The following is a 17,694-nucleotide window of genomic DNA, read 5'->3' on the forward strand; positions in this document are numbered from 1 at the left end:
TTCCCCCTATCAGTACATGTTCATAATCTCTATAAAGTGATGGCCATATAACCAAGCCCTTTTTTTGTCACAATAGCGTCTGCCAAATCGATTGTCTCCAGCTTCTGCCGCAAACGGGTTATATTCGCCGTGAGGGTATTGTCGTTCACGAACTGCTCGTCCTCCCACAGCTTTCGCATCAAGTCATGGCGCGAGATAATGACATTGTTCGATCTCACGAGCGTGATCAGTATAAAAAATTCGTTTTTTGTTAAATCCACTTCTTTCCCAGCGTTTCGAATTACACCTCGATTCAAATCAATCAAGGCGCCGTTCCATTCAAGAAAATTCGATTGCTCTTCGCCATAAGCATATGTCCTCCGGAGAATGGCTTGAATTTTGGCATAAAGCACGTCTGTATGAAACGGCTTCTGGATGAAGTCATCCGCCCCCATGTTCAGCGCCATGACCATATCCATTGGGTGATCGCGGGAGGAAAGGAAAACAATGGGTACTTTGGATACAGCGCGAATCTCGCGAGACCAATGAAAACCGTCAAATTTCGGGAGTATGACATCCATGATGACGAGCTGAGGCTGTTGTTCAAGAAATGAACGCATCACACCTTCAAAATCATCTGGTCTCGTGACCCGGAACGACCAAGCCTCTAGACCTTTCTTCAACGCAGCAAACAAAGCATCATCATCTTCAACAATAAATATGTTTATCTTCATCGAGCCAGCCTCCTAGTGTCGCAAATTTGACTGTTGTAAATAAAATAATTTGAGGTAACAAAGAATTACTCCTCATTAATATATCACAGATTAATGTTTCACCTATGGTGGGGGTACGGAAACGATTCGAGGATTGAAGGGCCACTATGGGAAATATTTACTTTTTAATGTGGTTAGCTTCTTTACTTCCTTTCTGCCAATTTTCTGTACAAAGCCGATCTTGACACATTTGTGATTTTACAAATTTTTTTAACAGTCATATTTCTCTCTCTGTAAAGTTCCACTGCATAGTTAATGCCTTCATGTTTCGAAGGATATTTTTTTACCCGCCCCCGATATTTCCCCTCTTTTTTGGCAAGTCCTATTCCTTCACGCTGACGCATTCGAATAAGATCACGTTCTAATTGATTAACGCCTCCCATGACGGTCATTAAAAACTCACTATAGGGATGTCTTCGGATAAATCTAACCAGGTATCTTTCAAGGACTTCAATTTGCCTTCTTTTGCTTGATGTCATCGACCAATTCAAATAAATCTCTTGTGCTCCGGGTAATCCGGGTAAGGTCTGTAACAAAAATCGTATCATCTGCCTGTAGTTCATCTAACATTTTTTGTAGCTCTGGTCGGCGTTGTGTAGCTCCGGATAACTTTTCTTCAAATATGATATCCATTCCTATTTCTTCGAGTTGCTTGTATTGTCTTGCAGGATTCTGATCAACCGAACTGACCCTTACATAACCGATTCTTCTCATAATTTCCATTCCTATTTTGAAACAAGTCACATGGGACATGTGGAAACCTCATTTTACCACTCATTTACGTTTGTTCCAATAGAGTAGAATCTATTGATATAATTGAGTAAATAAAATTTTTATTGAAAAGAGCTGATAACATGACAATAGCAAGAGGAAGGGAATTACTCACAACAAACCAAAGGCAGAGTCTTATGCAGGTTCCTGAAGATGAGTGGATAATGGGAACCTACTACACATTTTCTAAACTGGATTTAGAAATCATATCTAAGCGTAGGAGAGAAGAAAATCGTTTAGGGTTCGCAATTCAGTTATCTATTCTTCGATATCCAGGATGGCCGACCGGTTATTGATATGATGATGCTTGTTCAAGATATCCGGAAAATTGATGCATTCAACGAGCGCATGCGGTCACTTGGATACGATGTCGCTGGTGAATGGGGGATACAGGGAAGAAGGTTGTTTCGAAAGGGAGGGGAGAACAGAACCCATCATATTCATGTGTATCAATTCGATAATCCGCAAATAAAGCGGCATTTGGTATTCCGAGATTATTTGCGAAGCCATCCTGAAGAAGCCGAGCGGTATGGACGGCTTAAAGAGGAACTAGCTAAACGTTATAATGATACAAGCTTTTACAGTAAAGCAAAAAAGGCGTTTGTCCAAGCGTTGGAACAACGGGCGCTGAATTGGTTAAACAAAAAAGAAGAGGATGCTTAGGCAAGTTATGGAAATTTTCACGACGCTGATTCTATTGAATTAAGATAAAGGGAGTGGGGAAAGTTGAATAAAATTTTATTACACTTAGAGGGGTTTGCTATCTTGGTGTTAAGTCTATATTTTTACGGATACAACCAATTTAGTTGGTTATGGTTTTTTGTCTTCCTGTTAGCACCGGATATTTCAATGCTTGGATATGCGCTTAATAACAAAGCTGGTGCCATTATTTACAACATATTTCATACATACAGTTTATCAGCTGGCACTATTCTCATTGGACTAATAGGATCAAACCAAACGATCTTAGCAATTGGGTTGATCTTGACCGCTCATATTGGAATGGACAGGATGTTTGGATATGGGTTAAAGTATCCGACCGTCTTTAATGATACACATTTAAATCGTGTTTAAGATTTATAGAAGCAATTTAGATTGCCCCTCTCACCCCTTAGAATTCTTAAAAGCAGGATGGGAAGGGCAAAATCAGTGCACGGACGAATCCGCCATCTTGACGTTATCGAAAACGACCCGGTTTTTTCTTTCTAATTCTTGGCCATAGCGGTTTTGGAACATGCTGCATCATCGTTTCAAAGACAATGCCCCATTGAGATTCTGTTAATGAAGCAATTAAAGTGTCGGTCTTCAATTTCGTGTTTCTTTTCAAATGCTTTATCTGAGGTGGCGTAAATATACCTCTTAATGCTGTATCTATCGTTGCTTTTGGTTCTCTAAGTGCGAATTCTGCAAGTCCTCGGAAAGCGGTATGGTGCTTATTTGGTATCACTGGTTTTGTTTTTCTGCTAATCGATATTATTGCTGAATCTACTTTTGGTGGTGGCGAGAAATTTTTTCTGGAAATTTCTTTAACATAGTTTATGTCAAACTGCATCCTCCAAGCTAAAACATAAGCGTTTTTTATTGTCCCTGATGTAAATCTTTTTGCTGCCCCTTTTTCCAGGACAATAATCCCTCTTTGAAAGCCGCTTGAAGGGCGATCAAGCAGCAGTCTCATAATAGGAGTTGTAATGGCGTAAGGAATATTGGAAACGACAACAAACTTTTCATTTGGCAAATGTAATTTCATAATATCCTGATGGATGATTTTTGTATTTGAACTTTGTGCTGTTTTTTGTTTCAGAATATCGATAAACTTGGCATCGTATTCAACTGCCAATACTTTTCCAGCCTTTTGATTCAATATGGTTGTTAAAGCACCTTTGCCGGCACCTAATTCTAACACTGTATCTGTTTTGCTAATATTTGCTCGATTTATAATTTCGTGAAGCAACTTTTTGTTATGCATCAAATGCTGCCCCGAAAAATTGGGAGGCTCCCCACGGCTTAATTTTTTCCCGCTATACTTATGAATTTTTTTGGTCATGCTATCCCTTCCTTTCGAAAATAAAAAAATCACAGGCATCTGCCAGTGATTCAAAGTAAAAGGGGATAGCCCACCATATTCAATTAAGGGTTAACCAAGGTAACTGCCTCCATATAAACTCTTTTTATTCTAGGCAAAAAAAGAAAATGAAATATAAATAAAAAGAAAGACAGAATGATCCGCCTTTCCACATACCATATTTATTATACGAAATGAAGATTATTAAAAAAGGACAGACTGCTCCCATTTACTCTGCATACACAAACAGAGCCTTTGAACGTATTTAGTTACGGGTTCAAAGTTACGAAACGCAATCTGACTGAATACATATTTACAATAATCCTCCTCGTTAAATCTTAAATTATAAGGCTTATTATAAAGGCATTATTTGAAAATGTCAAAGAAAACCAGGAACAGTTTTGTATCTTTTCTGAAACCAATTTTTAAATCAAACGTAGATGATGTGAGAACAAATTAATCAAGTGCAGGGAGGGAACCATATTTAAAAATGGAAAATCCTTGGTAAGGCAGATTTGGTGTTCCCGAGGTTAGTCGTTTATAAAATTGGATGTTAGAAAGATTTAAAAACGAAAAATTTTAAGGAGGAGACAAATGGAAATTAAATATGTCTTTATTCAGCAATTAACAGCTTGCCACGATCAAAATACTTGGTTTGTGTCGTTAAGGAATGCAATCGATGGCATATCCGAGGAACAGGCATCATGGAAAGACAATGAGTCCACAAATTCGATATGGGAAATCGTTAATCATTTAGCCTTTTACAATCAACGATATTTAAATCGCTTCAATGGGATTCCTAACGCTAAGGGAGTAAATTCCAATGATTCCACGTTTTATAATAATGGTGAAATAAGCTGGCAATCAACTATAAAATTAATTGACAAGATAATGACCGATTGGAGAAGTTCAATTAATAATTGTAACGATGAAAAAATGAATGATTGGTCTTCGGAAATTGCCCATCTCACGCTTCACAATGCATATCACATTGGGCAAATTGTCCATATTCGTAAACAAATGGGGGCTTGGGACCGGGAACAAGGTGTTCATTAGCCAGGTTCCGATTCCTTTGATGTTTCCTACGCGTAATATTTACCGGAGTATGCTCAAAAGTCAGGCAAAAAGCACATATTGAGTCTATCCGTTGGCCAATCCTGTTGCGTAATCAAAATTGAAATTGAATATAACTGGGAAACGGTCAAAAAATCCGGAAACGCTTGTTCTTATTATACTTTTTGATATACTGAAGGTAGTTAAACACCTCGGTCACTTCCACTTCATACCCCCATAAAGGACGTGTTATAATGACAGTAGCTACATTAGTAAAAGAAAGCACACCTAGCTATACCAAGCATGATCAACTATTCAAGCAATTAATCAACACATTTTTTGAAGAATTTCTGGAGGCCTTTTTTCCGGAAGTCCACCACTACGTAAATTTTCAAGCCATCAAGCCACTCTCCGAAGAAGTATATACCGATTTAATCGAAGGAAAGACTCGAAGACTGGACATTATTATGGAGACTAAACTGAAGGGTGCGGAGACAGTCATTATTGTTCATGTCGAACCACAGAGTTATGTTGAGACAGGTTTTCATAAACGGATGTTTCATTACTTTAGTCTTTTGTATAACAAATACAAAAAGCCAATTATCCCTATAGCCGTTTTTAGCTATGATGGAAAATGGGAAGAGAATACGTATACAATGGAATTTCCTTTCTTTCATGTGCTAACTTTTAACTTCATGACACTGCATTTGCGCAAAAAGAATTGGCGCGACTATAGTAGATTGGATAATCCAGTAGCTGCGGCATTACTAAGCAAAATGGGGTATAAGGAAGAAGAAAAAGTTCATGTAAAAATGGAATTTCTGAAAATGATAGCTAGAATGGAAATCAACCCCGCTAAGCAAAGATTGATTTATGGATTTTTTGAAACGTATTTGAAATTGAATGAAGAAGAGGAGGAAGAATTAATGGAAGAGATTAAACAGTTGAAAGATGCAGATAAAATATTGGAGATTCCGATATCGTATGAGGAGAAGGGGAAAAAGATTGGAAAAGAAATTGGAAAGGAACTTGGGATTAAGGAAGTTGCGCTTGAAATGCTAAAAGAAGGAGCTTCAATAGAATTTATTGCAAAAGTAACTCACCTGAATAAAGAGGAGATAAAAAATCTGAGGGAAACGTTATAATACTGGAAATAATTCCAAGATGGAGTGCCGTCTTGGGTTTATTTCGTTTCCTTAAATAGTTAACATTTATTAACGTAAAATGGAAAATTGCTGGTGAAGAAGCCAATAAATTTGATGGTTAGTAACTAACGGAAGCAGGTTTTGAGAATTGGAGGGAGGAAATGAATCTATGCGGAATGAAAAGGAAATGATGGATTTAATTTTGAACACTGCATGAACAAATTAATCGTAATGTGCTAATCCGCATGATTGAATGGAATATAGGTATTAAAACAGATTTTTTAAGAAGCGCGGGTAAACACGGTAAGTATTTTGAAGATTTTTTTGAAAAAGATGAATGGAGGGAATTTATCGAAACATACACAAATGCAGATTATGAATGCATATGGGACTCGCTTTTTATAATGAGTGATCTATTTCGAAAAGTAGCATTATTGCCGATCATTTTGGATTTATATATCCGTATGATGATGACAAAAATGTTACTGCTTATCTTAAACGTATTAAAAAATTGCCATTAAATGCTCAGGATATGCACAGGTAAAGTAGTAACATTAATGATTTTTATTTATGTATGTAAGGATGTTATAATTCTCTAATTAAAAATGAGGTATAAAAAAGAAAGTAAGATTTTTGAATAGAGAGGTGGGGAAGCGTGTTGAAAGTAACAAAAGAATATACTTTGAATTCCCATTACGGTTTTAAAGATAGGTTGGAAGGATATGTTATTGTTAATATCTCGATTGGCTCACAGGGAGAGGTATGCGTTCTTGCCGTCGATAGAATACCGGATTATGTGGATGATATGTTTCCACAGATTCAAACTGAAGAAGAACGTCATTATAAGATTATTATTCAATCACAAAATGAAATACAGGAAATATCTCTATCTAACCAGAAATGGGATTATCACTTTATTCAGCCAATAGAAGATGGTAACATACTATTAGCCTCAGCGCGCTCCTATTTTTACAACAGTAATAAGTATGATTTAAATGCGAGGATCTTTGATGCTAAAGGAAATTTAATAAGACAATTCCTGCTCGGTGACGGAATTCAGGATCTGTATGTTACACAACAAAACATCATCTGGATCAGTTACTTTGATGAGGGTGTTTTCGGGAACAATGGCTGGGAGGTACCAGTTGGCAAAAATGGTTTGCGAGCTTGGGATGAAAAAGGTGCTACGTTATATAAATATTCAAATACGTTGGCACCGAACATATGGCTATCCAATCAGCAGACATATCAATTCACAATGGTCCGCGGACATTGTCTATCTTTTGATGAAGCCTTTGGAATGGTTTTTTCTCATTGTGCTGTACACAGTGGATAAAAATCCGGAAAACCGGATTCATATCCAATATAGTGATTGGTGTAAACGAGGGAACTAGGGCAGTAATCCTCGTAAAATGTTGTGAGCTTATAATCCGAACTGTAAACGCGCAATAGGTGTAATGACTACGTGATCCCAAGACATAGGCCGCTGCCTGGTAAATTATTTTAAACAGAGAAAATTAGAGGGATTAACTGAGGGCTACTTATAAAAGCTTCTTAATTGTCCTTCAACTCTACATCATGCTCATCTGCCAATTTGTTAAGTTCATGCTTATAATCACGTATATGCTTTTTCGCTTCATCGAGCATCCCGTTTGCCTCCTCAATCATGCTCGGATCCTGTTTTTCCAATGCATGTGTAATTTTGACAAATGCATTGTATTGCGTGTCTGCCCCCTTAATGTATAGTTCGTGGATTTTTCTTAATTCATCCGTTTCTACATGTACATAATTTAACTCATTGATGAATTCATTGTAATTTGGAAGTACTTCGTCGACTAGGGCAGCATACATCGTTTGATCATCTGAATAGTTGGCACCCGACACATTGTCATAGGCAGATATAGCGACATTTTCCAATTCGAATGCAGGGCTCATTTCTTTGTTTACATAATTTAGCAGATCATCCTGCACCGCATCATTAAAGCATCCAGCCAATAAGATAACAAAGGGAAATAGTACCGTTAAAACCTTCTTCAACACTTTTCACCTCCTTATACCCCACCATATGTAGCAATGGACGTCCAAGATCACGTAAAAGTGTTATTCTTTAATAATTTTTACGGCATTGAAACGCTAATCACAAATCGGTAAAAGGACTTTCTTCGCGTTTTGATGATTGTAACTAAGAAGGGAAAAACGAAAAGCGAACATACCCGAGCGAGTCACTCCATCCTTTGGTAAAGTAAAATATATTATGACTATTGTTTCAAGTTCTTTTGACTTAAATAATTTTGCTAAAACCGTTACAATAGTAATAACACTTATTATTAGGGTGGATTCCACTTTTAGGAGGAAACGAAATGAACAAAGCGGATACACCTTCTTCATTGAAGATTGGAAATGCTCATGTAGCAACGAAACCAAATTCCTTAATCGCTGATTTTAAAGAGCTATTTAAAGCGATTGTTTTAATATCAAATGTGTTACCTGTTCTTACGGGGTTTTGGCTTGCTCTCCATTTTACTAATTCAACCTTTGCCGAGAACTGGGAATTGTTTGTACTTACGATAGTCGGCAGTACCTTTGTGATGGCAGGGGCGCTTATCCTGAATAACTGGTATGATGTCGATATCGATGCGGTAATGGATCGGACAAAAAAACGGCCTACAGTAACAGGTCATATTTCACTAAAAACTGTGCTGATACTCGGAATTGCTCTTTCTGCAATTGGGTTAGTTATCTTGCTGTTAACAACACTTGAAGCAACAATTTATGCTTTCATCGGCTGGTTTACGTATGTCTTTTTGTATACCATGTGGTCCAAACGAAAATATACGTTAAATACCATTATTGGAAGTATTTCCGGGGCTGTTACGCCTTTAATTGGCTGGGCAGCAATCGAGCCGGCATATCATGTCGTACCAATTGTCTTGTTTTTTATTTTATTTATTTGGCAAATTCCACATACTTTTTCGATCGCTATCAAAAAATATGATGAGTATAAGGCAGCAGGGGTTGCCATGCTTCCGGTTGTGCATGGATTTAACTTTACCAAACGGCAAATGGTTGTGTATATTGCCTGCTTATTACCATTGCCATTTCTGTTAGCGCCGCTTGGAACAACATTTATAGTAATCGCCACCGCTCTAAACGTTGGCTGGCTTATTTTGGGTATTCGCGGTTTTTCTGCAAAAGATAATTGGCAGTGGGCCCATAAAAACTTTATTTATTCGTTAAGTTATTTGACCATACTATTCTTGATGATGATCGTTGTAACCTTGCCTGCAGCTGGTTAAGTTGTTCCGGATCTAAACTAAAATAACCAGGGGAAGCAAATTTATCCCCTGGTATCTTGTTTAATGTTTACCGGCTGAATTGTTATCCAGCCTGTTTTCCTCTTTGTTTTTTAATTTGTTTACGTAATGAGCATTTTTCGTATTGTTAAAGTCATCTCGTACGCCCATTTGTACACCCGAAGGATCATGGGCAATAGAATCACGTCTGCCATCAAAATGGGGAGAGGGTTGAGATCCGGTATTGGCAGTCTCTCTAGGCATGTTAATCACCCCTTTCCTGATTAGAATAGGAATATGGATGAAAAATATGTATTAAGGATTTTACGTCTTCTAAAATGTTAACGTGATCATTTTGTATAAATTAAAAGGAGAGAATATGATGGTTACTATTAAGCAAGGTAAAAACAAGTTTTTTGTAGGTGAGAATGAAGAAGAGCCATTGGCAGAAATTACATTTACACAGTCTGGCGATACCGATTTAATTGTTGACCACACGTTTGTGCAGGATGAACTACGTGGTGAAGGTGTTGCTGGAAAGCTAGTAGAACGAGTGGTAAAGTACGCGAGAGAAGAAGGGAAGAAGATTATTCCAGAGTGTTCATATGCAAAAAATAAAATCGAAAAAACACCGGAATATCATGATGTGCTTAGTAAGAAGTAATTAGGATATTCCCGAATTGATAGGGGGGAGGGGAAGATAACCGCCTCCGTCTCCTGTCTCTTCTTCGGATGTTCACTCTCCCGACTGCCTCTTGTAGAAGGGCTATTTTATCATATAAGTTCCTGTCAGAATTAGTTATTTATCGTAAATTACCGTATAATTACATATATCAATTAGTCGGAAAGGATATTCACATGTACCTCACCATAAAGGAAACAGCAGAATATTTGTCCATTGATGAAGTGGAAATTAGAGCATTCGTCTTACAAAATCGAATTCGCGCAGTGCATGATGGGGAACAATACTTCATAAACAAGGAGCAATTCACAACCCATTTCGAACAGGTAGAAAACTATAGAAAACAGATTCAGGAATATTTAAGCGAGCCAATTCCTGAGGACATCGATGTTAAAAACGAGGACTAATGATAAAGGAGTTTACAATTTGCGGTAAAAACACAAGTATCCCAGCAAGCGACAGGAAAAATCCCTCACGTACAAAGTGGAATATCCGTCAGAACTTTTACCATTTTTATTAAAGGTCATGGCAAATCGCAGCAGAAATTCCGTTAAATCCATTCTTTCACGGGGGCAGGTTACGGTTAACAATCACATCGAAACAAAATATAATTATCGTCTCCAACCTGGTCAAACTGTTACCATTTTAAAAAATAAAGCGGCTGTCAAAGAAAGTACATTTATCGGCATGTCCATACTTTATGAGGATGGTGACATCATCGTGGTTAAAAAGGATGCTGGTCTATTATCAATCGCAACCAAAAAGGAGAAGAAAAAAACTGTCTATCACCAATTAATGGACTATGTACGTCGGGAAAATTCCCAACGCCGTATTTATGTCGTTCATCGACTTGATAAAGAGACATCTGGTGTTATGATGTTTGCCAAAAATGAGCAGGTGAAGCAGGCCTTGCAACATGCTTGGAAGGAAAATGTGAAGGAACGTACCTATGTTGCACTTGTGGAAGGAAAATTAACAAAAGATAAGGGAACGATAGCGTCTCGGCTAAAAGAAAGCCGCACACACCTAATGTATTCCAGCGGGATAAAAAATGACGGACTGCATGCAATTACACATTACCACGTCATCCAATCGAATAAAAACTTTTCCTTATTAGAAGTCCGTCTTGAGACTGGACGGAAAAACCAAATTCGTGTCCATATGCAAGACCTTGGGCATCCGGTTGTCGGAGATAAAAAATACGGGGCGACTGGAAATCCTATTGGGAGACTTGGACTTCATGCGAAGGTGCTAGCTTTTGAGCATCCGACTACAGGGGAGTTATTGCGGTTTGAAGCCGATGTGCCAAAAAATTTTTTTGATAAGGTGAAATAAAAAGCGGATTGATCCCAACTCGATATTCTTGTACTTGTACATGAACAATCGGATTATTAAAAAAACACTTGCACCTTACGTAACGTAAACCTATATAATAAAACTTAATAGTTGTTACAGGGTGAAGTATATATGTGTTCGATTGGACAGTTAGCTGGGATGAATGATGTTACTGTACGAACGTTAATGTACTATGATGAAATTGGTTTATTGTCTCCCGCTGAGGTGGGGAGTATGATTCTAAGAAGGCTGCGAAATTACAAGTTATTATCATGTTGAAAGATCTTGGGTTCAGCCTCGATACAATACATGGAATATTGGATCAACAAATCAGGACCCCAAAGGATTTGCTTTGTATGCGTCTGAAAGTAATTGAACTGGAGCAACAACAGCTTGAAAAGTCGAAGGAAACAATTCGTTCGCTTATTCAAGTGATGGAATTGGAGGGGAAAGAGGATTGGGACAATCTATTTACAAAGTTTTTCCCTCCCCAAAAGGATAAAAAGCAAATGAGAGAAATCTGGAATCGTCATTTCACTGCAAAGGAACAGCGTTTATTAAAAAACTTGCCAAAGGCCGGCAAAGATTATGAAGAAATAAGTAAGTGGGTAGACATTGTAAACGATATCCGCAAAAATCTTGATAAGGATCCCACATCAAATGAAGCACAGAAACTGCAAGACGATGGCTGGATCTAGCATATGAGATGTACGATGGAGACCGGGATCTTGCGCACAAAACTTGGCAAGTTAACCTCGAAAATAAAGTACCAGGATTCTATCAATTTGATGAGGAAATTGTGCAATTCATGAATGAAGCATGTGAACATTTGTTCCGCGGTTATGAACAAGGTGAGAGCCTATGAAAAAGAATATCATGGTGCTGGATATAGTTTGTTATGCTGCTATTCCATATTTGCTTTGGGCGCATGGAAGAGATATTTTTGGAGATTATCTTGCTTTACTATTATCAACTGTTCCCGGATTTATTTATACAGTGTATCGGTTTATAAAAGAACGACAATTTAATATAGCAGGCCTGTCTATCATTGGATCATTGGTGATAAGCACAACCGTAAATCTCCTGTCAGCAACTGCTGAAAGTATGCTTTGGAATCAGGTATATTTAGGATTTGGCTATGCTGCATTCTTTCTATTGTCCATGGCTATCAGGAAACCATTAGCACTCTATTTCGCTGTGGACTGGGCTTATTTGCAAGGTTACCGGCGAAAGGATAGTCTGGCTTTATATAATACTAAAGGAATTTTTGTGTGGTATCAATTACTCACGTTAGTGTTTGTGTTCCGTTGTGTTTTTCAAAACTCCCTGAAAGCCTGGTTAATTCAAGCCTATGGAGTGGATGCATATGGCCAGCTATTAATTTACATGAACATAAGCGGCTTTATTTTTAGTGGGATCATTTTTGCTGGCTTCATTTTTGTAGGTGTAAAGATAAACAAATTTTTAGAAGCAGGTCGGCATGAGCAGACCGTTAAGCCATTAGAGGGGTAGTATTAGCAGACTAAAAAACGAGCATCTGCCCGTTTTTTAAACAAAAGGGGCCTTCTCGACCACTCGTCCCTTTCTGCCTTTTGTCGTTTCCGCTTTTTTGAGAGAACGAATCACTGCTTCTTCCGTGACTTCTACTACCGCTTGAAAAAGCTTATTCATAGCCGGATGATCATCACGTACAAACGTCATGGATGCTACATGCTCGTTACTTTCATGGCTGTATGGATTGGCTGTTGAAAAGGCGATTGCGATATCACCACTGCCATTCGCAATATGGCTTCCAGTTCGGCCTAATCCTGCGGTACAACGTTTGGCTAACCGCTTCAACTGCCTGTCATAAAGCGGGGCATCGGTCGCAATGATCATCATGATCGAGCCATCGGGCATAGTAAGCTTTTCTGTGTCCCAGCTAGTGAAAAGAGCGTCTTCTCGCTTGCCGAAATTACTTAGTACGAGACATCCAACCGTATATTGCACATCATCGACCGCAACGAGGCGGGAAGCAGTGCCGATTCCGCCCTTATACCCAAAGCAGACCATCCCTTTCCCAGCACCAACAGCACCTTCTATTACGGGTTTACTTGTTGCGTTTCGGATCGCTTCTATTGCATGCTCCGGTTTCACCGCTTGCAGACGCATCGAATTTAAACAACTATCATTACACTCACCCACAACAATATTAATCGAACTTGCCGAATCGCCAATTTCCTCGTTTTCATTCAGCATGTATTGTAGTGTTCCTTGCAAGACTGTGCCTACACTGAATGTGTTGGTTAACATAATCGGTGACTCCAGTAGCCCAAGCTCATCAACTTGGACAAGTCCAACCGTTTTCCCGTACCCGTTAATAACAGAACTTGCTGCACGGACTTTTTTCGTAAAAAGATTTCCACCATGCGGCAGGATAGCTGTTACGCCAGTACAAATGGTATCCTGTTCATCGATTTTTTCATATAGCGTTACATGTCCAACCTTGATACCGGAAACATCCGTAATACAATTCGAACTGCCTTTTGGTAGAGATGTCATTTTGTTTGCTCCTTTCAAGCTTTTACCATTATTATACCGATATTCAATGGATAAAAATAGACTTGCACCATTCTAAAGGAGCAAGCCTATGAAATGTTTATTTTAAAAACCTGAAAACTTCATTCGCAATGTCCGTGTTTTCGATCAATCCGGAAAATCGTTCACTCTTTGGACCGTAAGCATATACTGGTACATCGACCCCGGTGTGTCCGCCAGTAGTAAATCCGACACCAGCCCGCTTATTAAATACCTCCGAAATTCCATGATAGAGGGTATCAAAATCGTCGCTGTCAGCAGCTTCCCTAATTGACTGCAGCTCATTTTCTGTGAAATCAAATTCAACGTACTCATCTAACACGTCCTCAACTGACGCTCCATTGATTATTTGCTGAGCCATAAATTCAGGTGTGCGTTTAGCTGCTTTGATTGCATCTGGGTTGAAATTATATCCCCCGTCACGCCCAATCGAGAATCCTCCTGTTGCATGATCGGCAGTTAAGACAACTTGAGTATGCTTGTTTTCTTTGGCAAATGCAATGGCTGCTTCGAATGCCTTTGCGAAATCCTCCATTTCACTCATGACACTAACGGAATCGTTATCGTGTCCGGCCCAGTCGATTTGGCTGCCCTCAATCATAAGGAAAAATCCATCCTTATCTTTACTTAATTTTTCTAACGCTGCTTTCGTCATATCTTCTAGTGAAGGTGTAGATTCATCACGATCAATTGCCTTTGGCAGACCTACCGGAGCAAATAAGCCAAGTAACTTCCCATTTTTATTTTCTTCCATTTCGCCAGCAGATGTCACATAGCTATAGCCGTCTTCTTTAAATTCTTGAATTAGATTTCGATCATCACGATCAAAATAATTGGTACCGCCTCCAAGCATGACATCTATCTTATGTTTTCCACTGATCATTTCGTCAAAATAGTCATCAGCAATTGCATCATAGTTTTGTCTGGAAACATCATGTGCACCAAAAGCTGCTGGTGTAGCATGGGTTATTTGTGATGTTGAAACAAGCCCAGTTGCCTTTCCTTTTTCTTTTGCGGCCTCTAGTACGGTCTTAACAGGCTGTTTATCTGTATCAACAGAGATAGCACCATTATATGTTTTTATTCCCGCTGCCATCGATGTTGCTGCAGCTGCTGAATCGGTTATATTCTCTTCTTCGTCGTTAGAATACGTCTTTGCCATTCCTGTAAAATAGGTATCAAAAATAGTTTTCTCCATCTCTGGGGTGGAAGGATCATCTTTCATGTAACGATATGCTGTGGTATAAGCAGGGCCCATACCATCACCAATTAGTACGATTACGTTTTTTGCTTTGCCTTTGTTGTGAGGTGTTTCTTTGTGCTTTGGGCTATCAGCATAAGAGCTTACACCGTTTGCTCCAAGCAATCCGCCTACAGTAAGGATACAAATAACTACAATCAGCCATACTCTTTTTCTCATGATTCTCCTCCTTAGTAAAGTTATAATAAAACTATGAAACTACTTTTATAGTAGAATAAAATGTTCTTTTTAAACATAGTCGATTAGTTGTGAATTTTTAATGTATTCTTAATAGAGTTTAGAGATTCTTTAAAAGTAGTCGAAAATAGTTAAATCGAACTGCAAAAGTCTACATAGGGCTAAACCAGAATTATTTTCTTATCAAAAAACAGTATTTTTAGCGCGGTTCGAACGTCATAAATCCATTCTTTGATCCAAAATGCACGGTAACAGCAAAAATGAACACGCTGGAATAAAAATATAAAGTTCAAAAAACTTGCGATCAAATCCCATTTACGTTATAACTAACATACAACTTCATATCGCAATTTCCTTCGGGGCAGGGTGCAATTCCCGACCGACGGTAAGGAACTCATTTTTGTTCTAAGTCCGTGACCCGTGCGGTTTGAATACCAAACGGTGGATCTGGTGAAACTCCAGAGCCGACAGTTATAGTCTGGATGGGAGAAGGAATTTCGGATAGAAGCTATCTGTGTATAGAAAATACTTATAGAGATGTATGTTTTTTTACGTCCAATCTATTAGTATACCTTTTTTTCAAGGGATAGGAAAGTATAAAATTTTAGCCCTATTCAGCTTGGATCAAGGTAGGCCACGTCCGGCTCCAGCGCCCAGCGGCTAATGTGCTTCCTTCACCTCCGTACGATAAGTCAACATCGGTTCGCTTCCAGCTCACCGTGTTTCCTTTATCTCCTACGGCTCAGTCCAGCACATACGCCGCTAAACGGTCGCTTGCGCCTTTGTTCATACATAGGTTTATTGCTTGTTGATGAAAATTCTGTTCTTACGCCTCCGAAGCTTATTCGGGGGCTTTTTTAATGAAAAATAAAAGGAGTGGAGTGATGTCATTGAAGGATGAAGATTATATGCGATTTGCTCTGAAGCTTGCTGGTAAAGTTGCCGGTCAAACAAGCCCAAATCCTCCGGTTGGGGCGGTTGTTGTTAAAGAAGGACAAATAATTGGGTTTGGCGCCCATCTGAAAGCAGGCGGATCCCATGCAGAAGTTCATGCATTACAAATGGCAGGGGAAAAGGCCATTGGTGCAACAATTTATGTCACACTGGAGCCGTGCAGTCATCACGGAAAAACCCCGCCATGTGCAGATTATATTATTGAAATGGGGATCAAACGGTGTGTCATAGCTGTTTCGGATCCAAACGAAAAGGTTGCAGGGAGAGGAATTACAAAGCTTCGCGATGCCGGCGTTGATGTGGAATTAGGCTTACTTCAAGAGAAGGCTGAAGCGGTCAATGCAGCATTTTTTCATTATATCAAAACAAAAACACCATATGTCACGATGAAATCAGCAGTTAGCCTGGATGGAAAAACTGCTACCGCTACTGGTGACAGCAAATGGATTACAGGGAAGAAGGCGCGGCTGGATGTGCATGAATATCGACATAAGCATGATGCCATTCTTGTTGGGGTGAATACGATCATTGCTGATAACCCATCACTTACGACAAGGCTTGCGGGTGGCGGTAAGAATCCGGTTCGTATTGTTTTGGACACAAGTCTTAGAACACCAGTAGATGCCGCTGTTATTACCGATAATCAGGCAGACACATGGATTTTTACTGGCAAAAATGTACCTGATGAGAAAAAGAAAGCTTATCAGCAACGGAATCGTGTAACCATCATTTCATTGGATCGTGACCAGATTAATGTATCAGCTGTTTTGCAGGTGCTAGGGAGTAAGGGCATAATGTCCCTCTTTGTGGAAGGCGGTGCTGCAATAAATGGTGCTTTTTTGCAGGAGAATCTGCTGAATGAAATCATTTTTTATATTGCCCCTAAATTAATTGGGGGGAAAACAGCTCCGACCGCTATTGCTGGGCCGGGATTCCAGTCCATTGCTGAGACCCTGTCACTTCGCATAAAGGATGTTGAGATGATTGGTGAAGATATAAAAATTGTCGCAGAACCAAAGAAGGAGGAGTTAGATGTTTACGGGAATCATTGAGGAGAAAGGTACGATTAAGCAGCTGCAACAGGTATCGGAACAAGCAATCCAGATGACAATTGCAGCAAAAAAGGTGTTAAACGATGTACGGATAGGCGATAGTATTGCCGTAAACGGAGTCTGTTTAACGGTTACTAATTTTATGGTAAGCAATTTTCAAGTAGAGGTTATGCCGGAAACAATTAAATCAACTTCACTAAAATCGCTGAAACCGGGTTCCAAGGTAAATCTAGAAGGATCGATGCCTGCTAATGGCAGGTTCGGTGGCCATTTTGTTTCCGGACATGTCGATGGAATCGGAGAAATAGTAAGTAAGAAAAAGCGGGAAAATGCCATTTACTATGAAATCGAAATTCCGGAGAGCCTGACAAAATATGTTGTGCTGAAAGGCTCGATTGCACTTGATGGTGTAAGCTTGACTGTATTTGGGGTTGATGAAAATAAGCTAACCATTTCCCTTATTCCCCACACCGCATCAGCAACGATTTTAGGTGCTAAGAAGAAGGGGGATGCGGTCAATATCGAGTGTGACATGCTCGCTAAGTATGTCGGAAATATGCTTAGTTAACGATTAATGAAA

At 39.1% G+C, this 17,694-nt stretch carries 19 protein-coding genes, 4 pseudogenes and 1 riboswitch; of the genes and pseudogenes, 16 read left to right on the forward strand and 7 right to left on the reverse strand.

Annotated features, from left to right (window positions below; all coding sequences use genetic code 11):
- Positions 1-29: 29 nt before the first annotated feature.
- Both CZ382_RS22735 and CZ382_RS24600 read right to left on the reverse strand, forming a co-directional pair.
- A complete protein-coding gene (locus CZ382_RS22735; RefSeq protein ID WP_188725832.1) occupies positions 30-713 on the reverse strand; it encodes a response regulator transcription factor in 684 nt (227 codons plus the stop codon).
- Positions 714-895: 182 nt separating this feature from the next.
- Positions 896-1,466: pseudogene (locus CZ382_RS24600) on the reverse strand (recombinase family protein).
- A 140-nt stretch (positions 1,467-1,606) separates the two neighbouring features.
- On the opposite strand from CZ382_RS24600, the pseudogene CZ382_RS22745 reads away from it, so the two are divergent.
- From CZ382_RS22745 to CZ382_RS22755, 3 genes and pseudogenes are all read left to right on the forward strand, one after another.
- Positions 1,607-1,807, forward strand: a pseudogene (locus CZ382_RS22745) (DUF4158 domain-containing protein); the annotation flags it as partial.
- Positions 1,806-2,186: pseudogene (locus CZ382_RS22750) on the forward strand (GrpB family protein); the annotation flags it as partial. The pseudogenes CZ382_RS22745 and CZ382_RS22750, both read left to right, overlap by 2 nt.
- A 63-nt stretch (positions 2,187-2,249) precedes the next feature.
- Positions 2,250-2,597, forward strand: coding sequence for a DUF4260 domain-containing protein (locus CZ382_RS22755; protein WP_088053334.1), 348 nt, complete (start codon positions 2,250-2,252; stop codon positions 2,595-2,597).
- Between the two features lie 103 nt (positions 2,598-2,700).
- Here the strand turns inward: CZ382_RS22755 and erm are convergent, their stop codons facing one another.
- On the reverse strand, positions 2,701-3,567 hold the full coding sequence (gene erm / locus CZ382_RS22760; protein ID WP_088053335.1) for a 23S ribosomal RNA methyltransferase Erm: 867 nt from the start codon (positions 3,565-3,567) through the stop codon (positions 2,701-2,703).
- A 612-nt stretch (positions 3,568-4,179) separates the two neighbouring features.
- Between erm and CZ382_RS22765 the strand changes: the two genes are divergently transcribed.
- The 4 genes and pseudogenes from CZ382_RS22765 to CZ382_RS24695 form a co-directional block, all read left to right on the forward strand.
- Positions 4,180-4,641: a DinB family protein gene (locus CZ382_RS22765; RefSeq protein ID WP_088053336.1), complete on the forward strand. Its 462-nt coding sequence runs from the start codon at positions 4,180-4,182 to the stop codon at positions 4,639-4,641.
- Positions 4,642-4,892: 251 nt separating this feature from the next.
- Positions 4,893-5,783, forward strand: coding sequence for an Rpn family recombination-promoting nuclease/putative transposase (locus CZ382_RS22770; protein WP_088053337.1), 891 nt, complete (start codon positions 4,893-4,895; stop codon positions 5,781-5,783).
- A gap of 221 nt (positions 5,784-6,004) precedes the next feature.
- The gene (locus tag CZ382_RS22775) at positions 6,005-6,304 is read left to right on the forward strand and encodes an aminoglycoside 6-adenylyltransferase (RefSeq protein WP_268811352.1); all 300 of its coding nucleotides are present in this window, start codon (positions 6,005-6,007) and stop codon (positions 6,302-6,304) included.
- A gap of 702 nt (positions 6,305-7,006) precedes the next feature.
- Positions 7,007-7,177, forward strand: a pseudogene (locus CZ382_RS24695) (DUF6688 family protein); the annotation flags it as partial.
- A gap of 160 nt (positions 7,178-7,337) precedes the next feature.
- Here CZ382_RS24695 and CZ382_RS22785 read toward each other — a convergent pair.
- Positions 7,338-7,823, reverse strand: coding sequence for a hypothetical protein (locus tag CZ382_RS22785; protein ID WP_235000495.1), 486 nt, complete (start codon positions 7,821-7,823; stop codon positions 7,338-7,340).
- Between the two features lie 320 nt (positions 7,824-8,143).
- Here CZ382_RS22785 and cyoE point away from each other — a divergent pair, with 320 nt between their 5' ends.
- On the forward strand, positions 8,144-9,079 hold the full coding sequence (gene cyoE, locus CZ382_RS22790; protein WP_088053340.1) for a heme o synthase: 936 nt from the start codon (positions 8,144-8,146) through the stop codon (positions 9,077-9,079).
- A gap of 60 nt (positions 9,080-9,139) precedes the next feature.
- On the opposite strand, the gene CZ382_RS22795 is transcribed toward cyoE, so the two are convergent.
- On the reverse strand, positions 9,140-9,340 hold the full coding sequence (locus CZ382_RS22795; protein WP_088053341.1) for a hypothetical protein: 201 nt from the start codon (positions 9,338-9,340) through the stop codon (positions 9,140-9,142).
- 118 nt (positions 9,341-9,458) lie between these two features.
- On the opposite strand from CZ382_RS22795, the gene CZ382_RS22800 reads away from it, so the two are divergent.
- From CZ382_RS22800 to CZ382_RS22825, 6 genes are all read left to right on the forward strand, one after another.
- Complete coding sequence (locus tag CZ382_RS22800) at positions 9,459-9,740, forward strand: GNAT family N-acetyltransferase (RefSeq protein ID WP_088053342.1); 282 nt, start codon at positions 9,459-9,461, stop codon at positions 9,738-9,740.
- A 194-nt stretch (positions 9,741-9,934) separates the two neighbouring features.
- Positions 9,935-10,165 carry an excisionase family DNA-binding protein gene (locus tag CZ382_RS22805; RefSeq protein ID WP_088053343.1) on the forward strand — a complete coding sequence of 77 codons (231 nt, stop codon included), beginning with the start codon at positions 9,935-9,937 and terminating at the stop codon, positions 10,163-10,165.
- 76 nt (positions 10,166-10,241) lie between these two features.
- On the forward strand, positions 10,242-11,093 hold the full coding sequence (locus tag CZ382_RS22810) for an RluA family pseudouridine synthase (RefSeq protein WP_230856181.1): 852 nt from the start codon (positions 10,242-10,244) through the stop codon (positions 11,091-11,093).
- Positions 11,094-11,225: 132 nt separating this feature from the next.
- Positions 11,226-11,372, forward strand: coding sequence for a MerR family DNA-binding transcriptional regulator (locus CZ382_RS24965; RefSeq protein ID WP_088053344.1), 147 nt, complete (start codon positions 11,226-11,228; stop codon positions 11,370-11,372).
- Between the two features lie 77 nt (positions 11,373-11,449).
- Positions 11,450-11,791: a hypothetical protein gene (locus CZ382_RS22820; protein ID WP_159457865.1), complete on the forward strand. Its 342-nt coding sequence runs from the start codon at positions 11,450-11,452 to the stop codon at positions 11,789-11,791.
- Between the two features lie 163 nt (positions 11,792-11,954).
- Positions 11,955-12,605 (forward strand): VC0807 family protein, encoded by a 651-nt coding sequence (locus CZ382_RS22825; protein ID WP_088053346.1) that lies wholly within the window; start codon positions 11,955-11,957, stop codon positions 12,603-12,605.
- A 36-nt stretch (positions 12,606-12,641) separates the two neighbouring features.
- Here CZ382_RS22825 and CZ382_RS22830 read toward each other — a convergent pair whose 3' ends face one another.
- Both CZ382_RS22830 and CZ382_RS22835 read right to left on the reverse strand, forming a co-directional pair.
- A complete protein-coding gene (locus tag CZ382_RS22830) occupies positions 12,642-13,634 on the reverse strand; it encodes a DmpA family aminopeptidase (protein WP_088053347.1) in 993 nt (330 codons plus the stop codon).
- 97 nt (positions 13,635-13,731) lie between these two features.
- Positions 13,732-15,090: an alkaline phosphatase gene (locus tag CZ382_RS22835; protein ID WP_088053348.1), complete on the reverse strand. Its 1,359-nt coding sequence runs from the start codon at positions 15,088-15,090 to the stop codon at positions 13,732-13,734.
- Positions 15,091-15,456: 366 nt separating this feature from the next.
- Positions 15,457-15,606: riboswitch (FMN riboswitch) on the forward strand.
- Between the two features lie 392 nt (positions 15,607-15,998).
- On the opposite strand from CZ382_RS22835, the gene ribD reads away from it, so the two are divergent.
- Both ribD and ribE read left to right on the forward strand, forming a co-directional pair.
- Positions 15,999-17,114: a bifunctional diaminohydroxyphosphoribosylaminopyrimidine deaminase/5-amino-6-(5-phosphoribosylamino)uracil reductase RibD gene (gene ribD, locus CZ382_RS22840; RefSeq protein ID WP_188725454.1), complete on the forward strand. Its 1,116-nt coding sequence runs from the start codon at positions 15,999-16,001 to the stop codon at positions 17,112-17,114.
- A complete protein-coding gene (gene ribE / locus CZ382_RS22845) occupies positions 17,095-17,682 on the forward strand; it encodes a riboflavin synthase (RefSeq protein ID WP_088053349.1) in 588 nt (195 codons plus the stop codon). The genes ribD and ribE overlap by 20 nt, the downstream gene beginning before the upstream one ends.
- Positions 17,683-17,694: the final 12 nt, after the last annotated feature.

The sequence above is a fragment of the Virgibacillus dakarensis genome, assembly GCF_900155625.1.
GTDB classification, from domain to species: domain Bacteria; phylum Bacillota; class Bacilli; order Bacillales; family Amphibacillaceae; genus Lentibacillus_C; species Lentibacillus_C populi.

Coding starts and splice junctions, on each gene's coding strand:
- CZ382_RS22735 (WP_188725832.1), bottom strand. CDS start 713: ATGAAGATAAACATATTTATTGTTGAAGATGATGATGCTTTGTTTGCT.
- erm (WP_088053335.1), bottom strand. CDS start 3,567: ATGACCAAAAAAATTCATAAGTATAGCGGGAAAAAATTAAGCCGTGGG.
- CZ382_RS22765 (WP_088053336.1), top strand. CDS start 4,180: ATGGAAATTAAATATGTCTTTATTCAGCAATTAACAGCTTGCCACGAT.
- CZ382_RS22770 (WP_088053337.1), top strand. CDS start 4,893: ATGACAGTAGCTACATTAGTAAAAGAAAGCACACCTAGCTATACCAAG.
- cyoE (WP_088053340.1), top strand. CDS start 8,144: ATGAACAAAGCGGATACACCTTCTTCATTGAAGATTGGAAATGCTCAT.
- CZ382_RS22795 (WP_088053341.1), bottom strand. CDS start 9,340: ATGCCTAGAGAGACTGCCAATACCGGATCTCAACCCTCTCCCCATTTT.
- CZ382_RS22800 (WP_088053342.1), top strand. CDS start 9,459: ATGGTTACTATTAAGCAAGGTAAAAACAAGTTTTTTGTAGGTGAGAAT.
- CZ382_RS22805 (WP_088053343.1), top strand. CDS start 9,935: ATGTACCTCACCATAAAGGAAACAGCAGAATATTTGTCCATTGATGAA.
- CZ382_RS24965 (WP_088053344.1), top strand. CDS start 11,226: ATGTGTTCGATTGGACAGTTAGCTGGGATGAATGATGTTACTGTACGA.
- CZ382_RS22820 (WP_159457865.1), top strand. CDS start 11,450: ATGCGTCTGAAAGTAATTGAACTGGAGCAACAACAGCTTGAAAAGTCG.
- CZ382_RS22825 (WP_088053346.1), top strand. CDS start 11,955: ATGAAAAAGAATATCATGGTGCTGGATATAGTTTGTTATGCTGCTATT.
- CZ382_RS22830 (WP_088053347.1), bottom strand. CDS start 13,634: ATGACATCTCTACCAAAAGGCAGTTCGAATTGTATTACGGATGTTTCC.
- CZ382_RS22835 (WP_088053348.1), bottom strand. CDS start 15,090: ATGAGAAAAAGAGTATGGCTGATTGTAGTTATTTGTATCCTTACTGTA.
- ribE (WP_088053349.1), top strand. CDS start 17,095: ATGTTTACGGGAATCATTGAGGAGAAAGGTACGATTAAGCAGCTGCAA.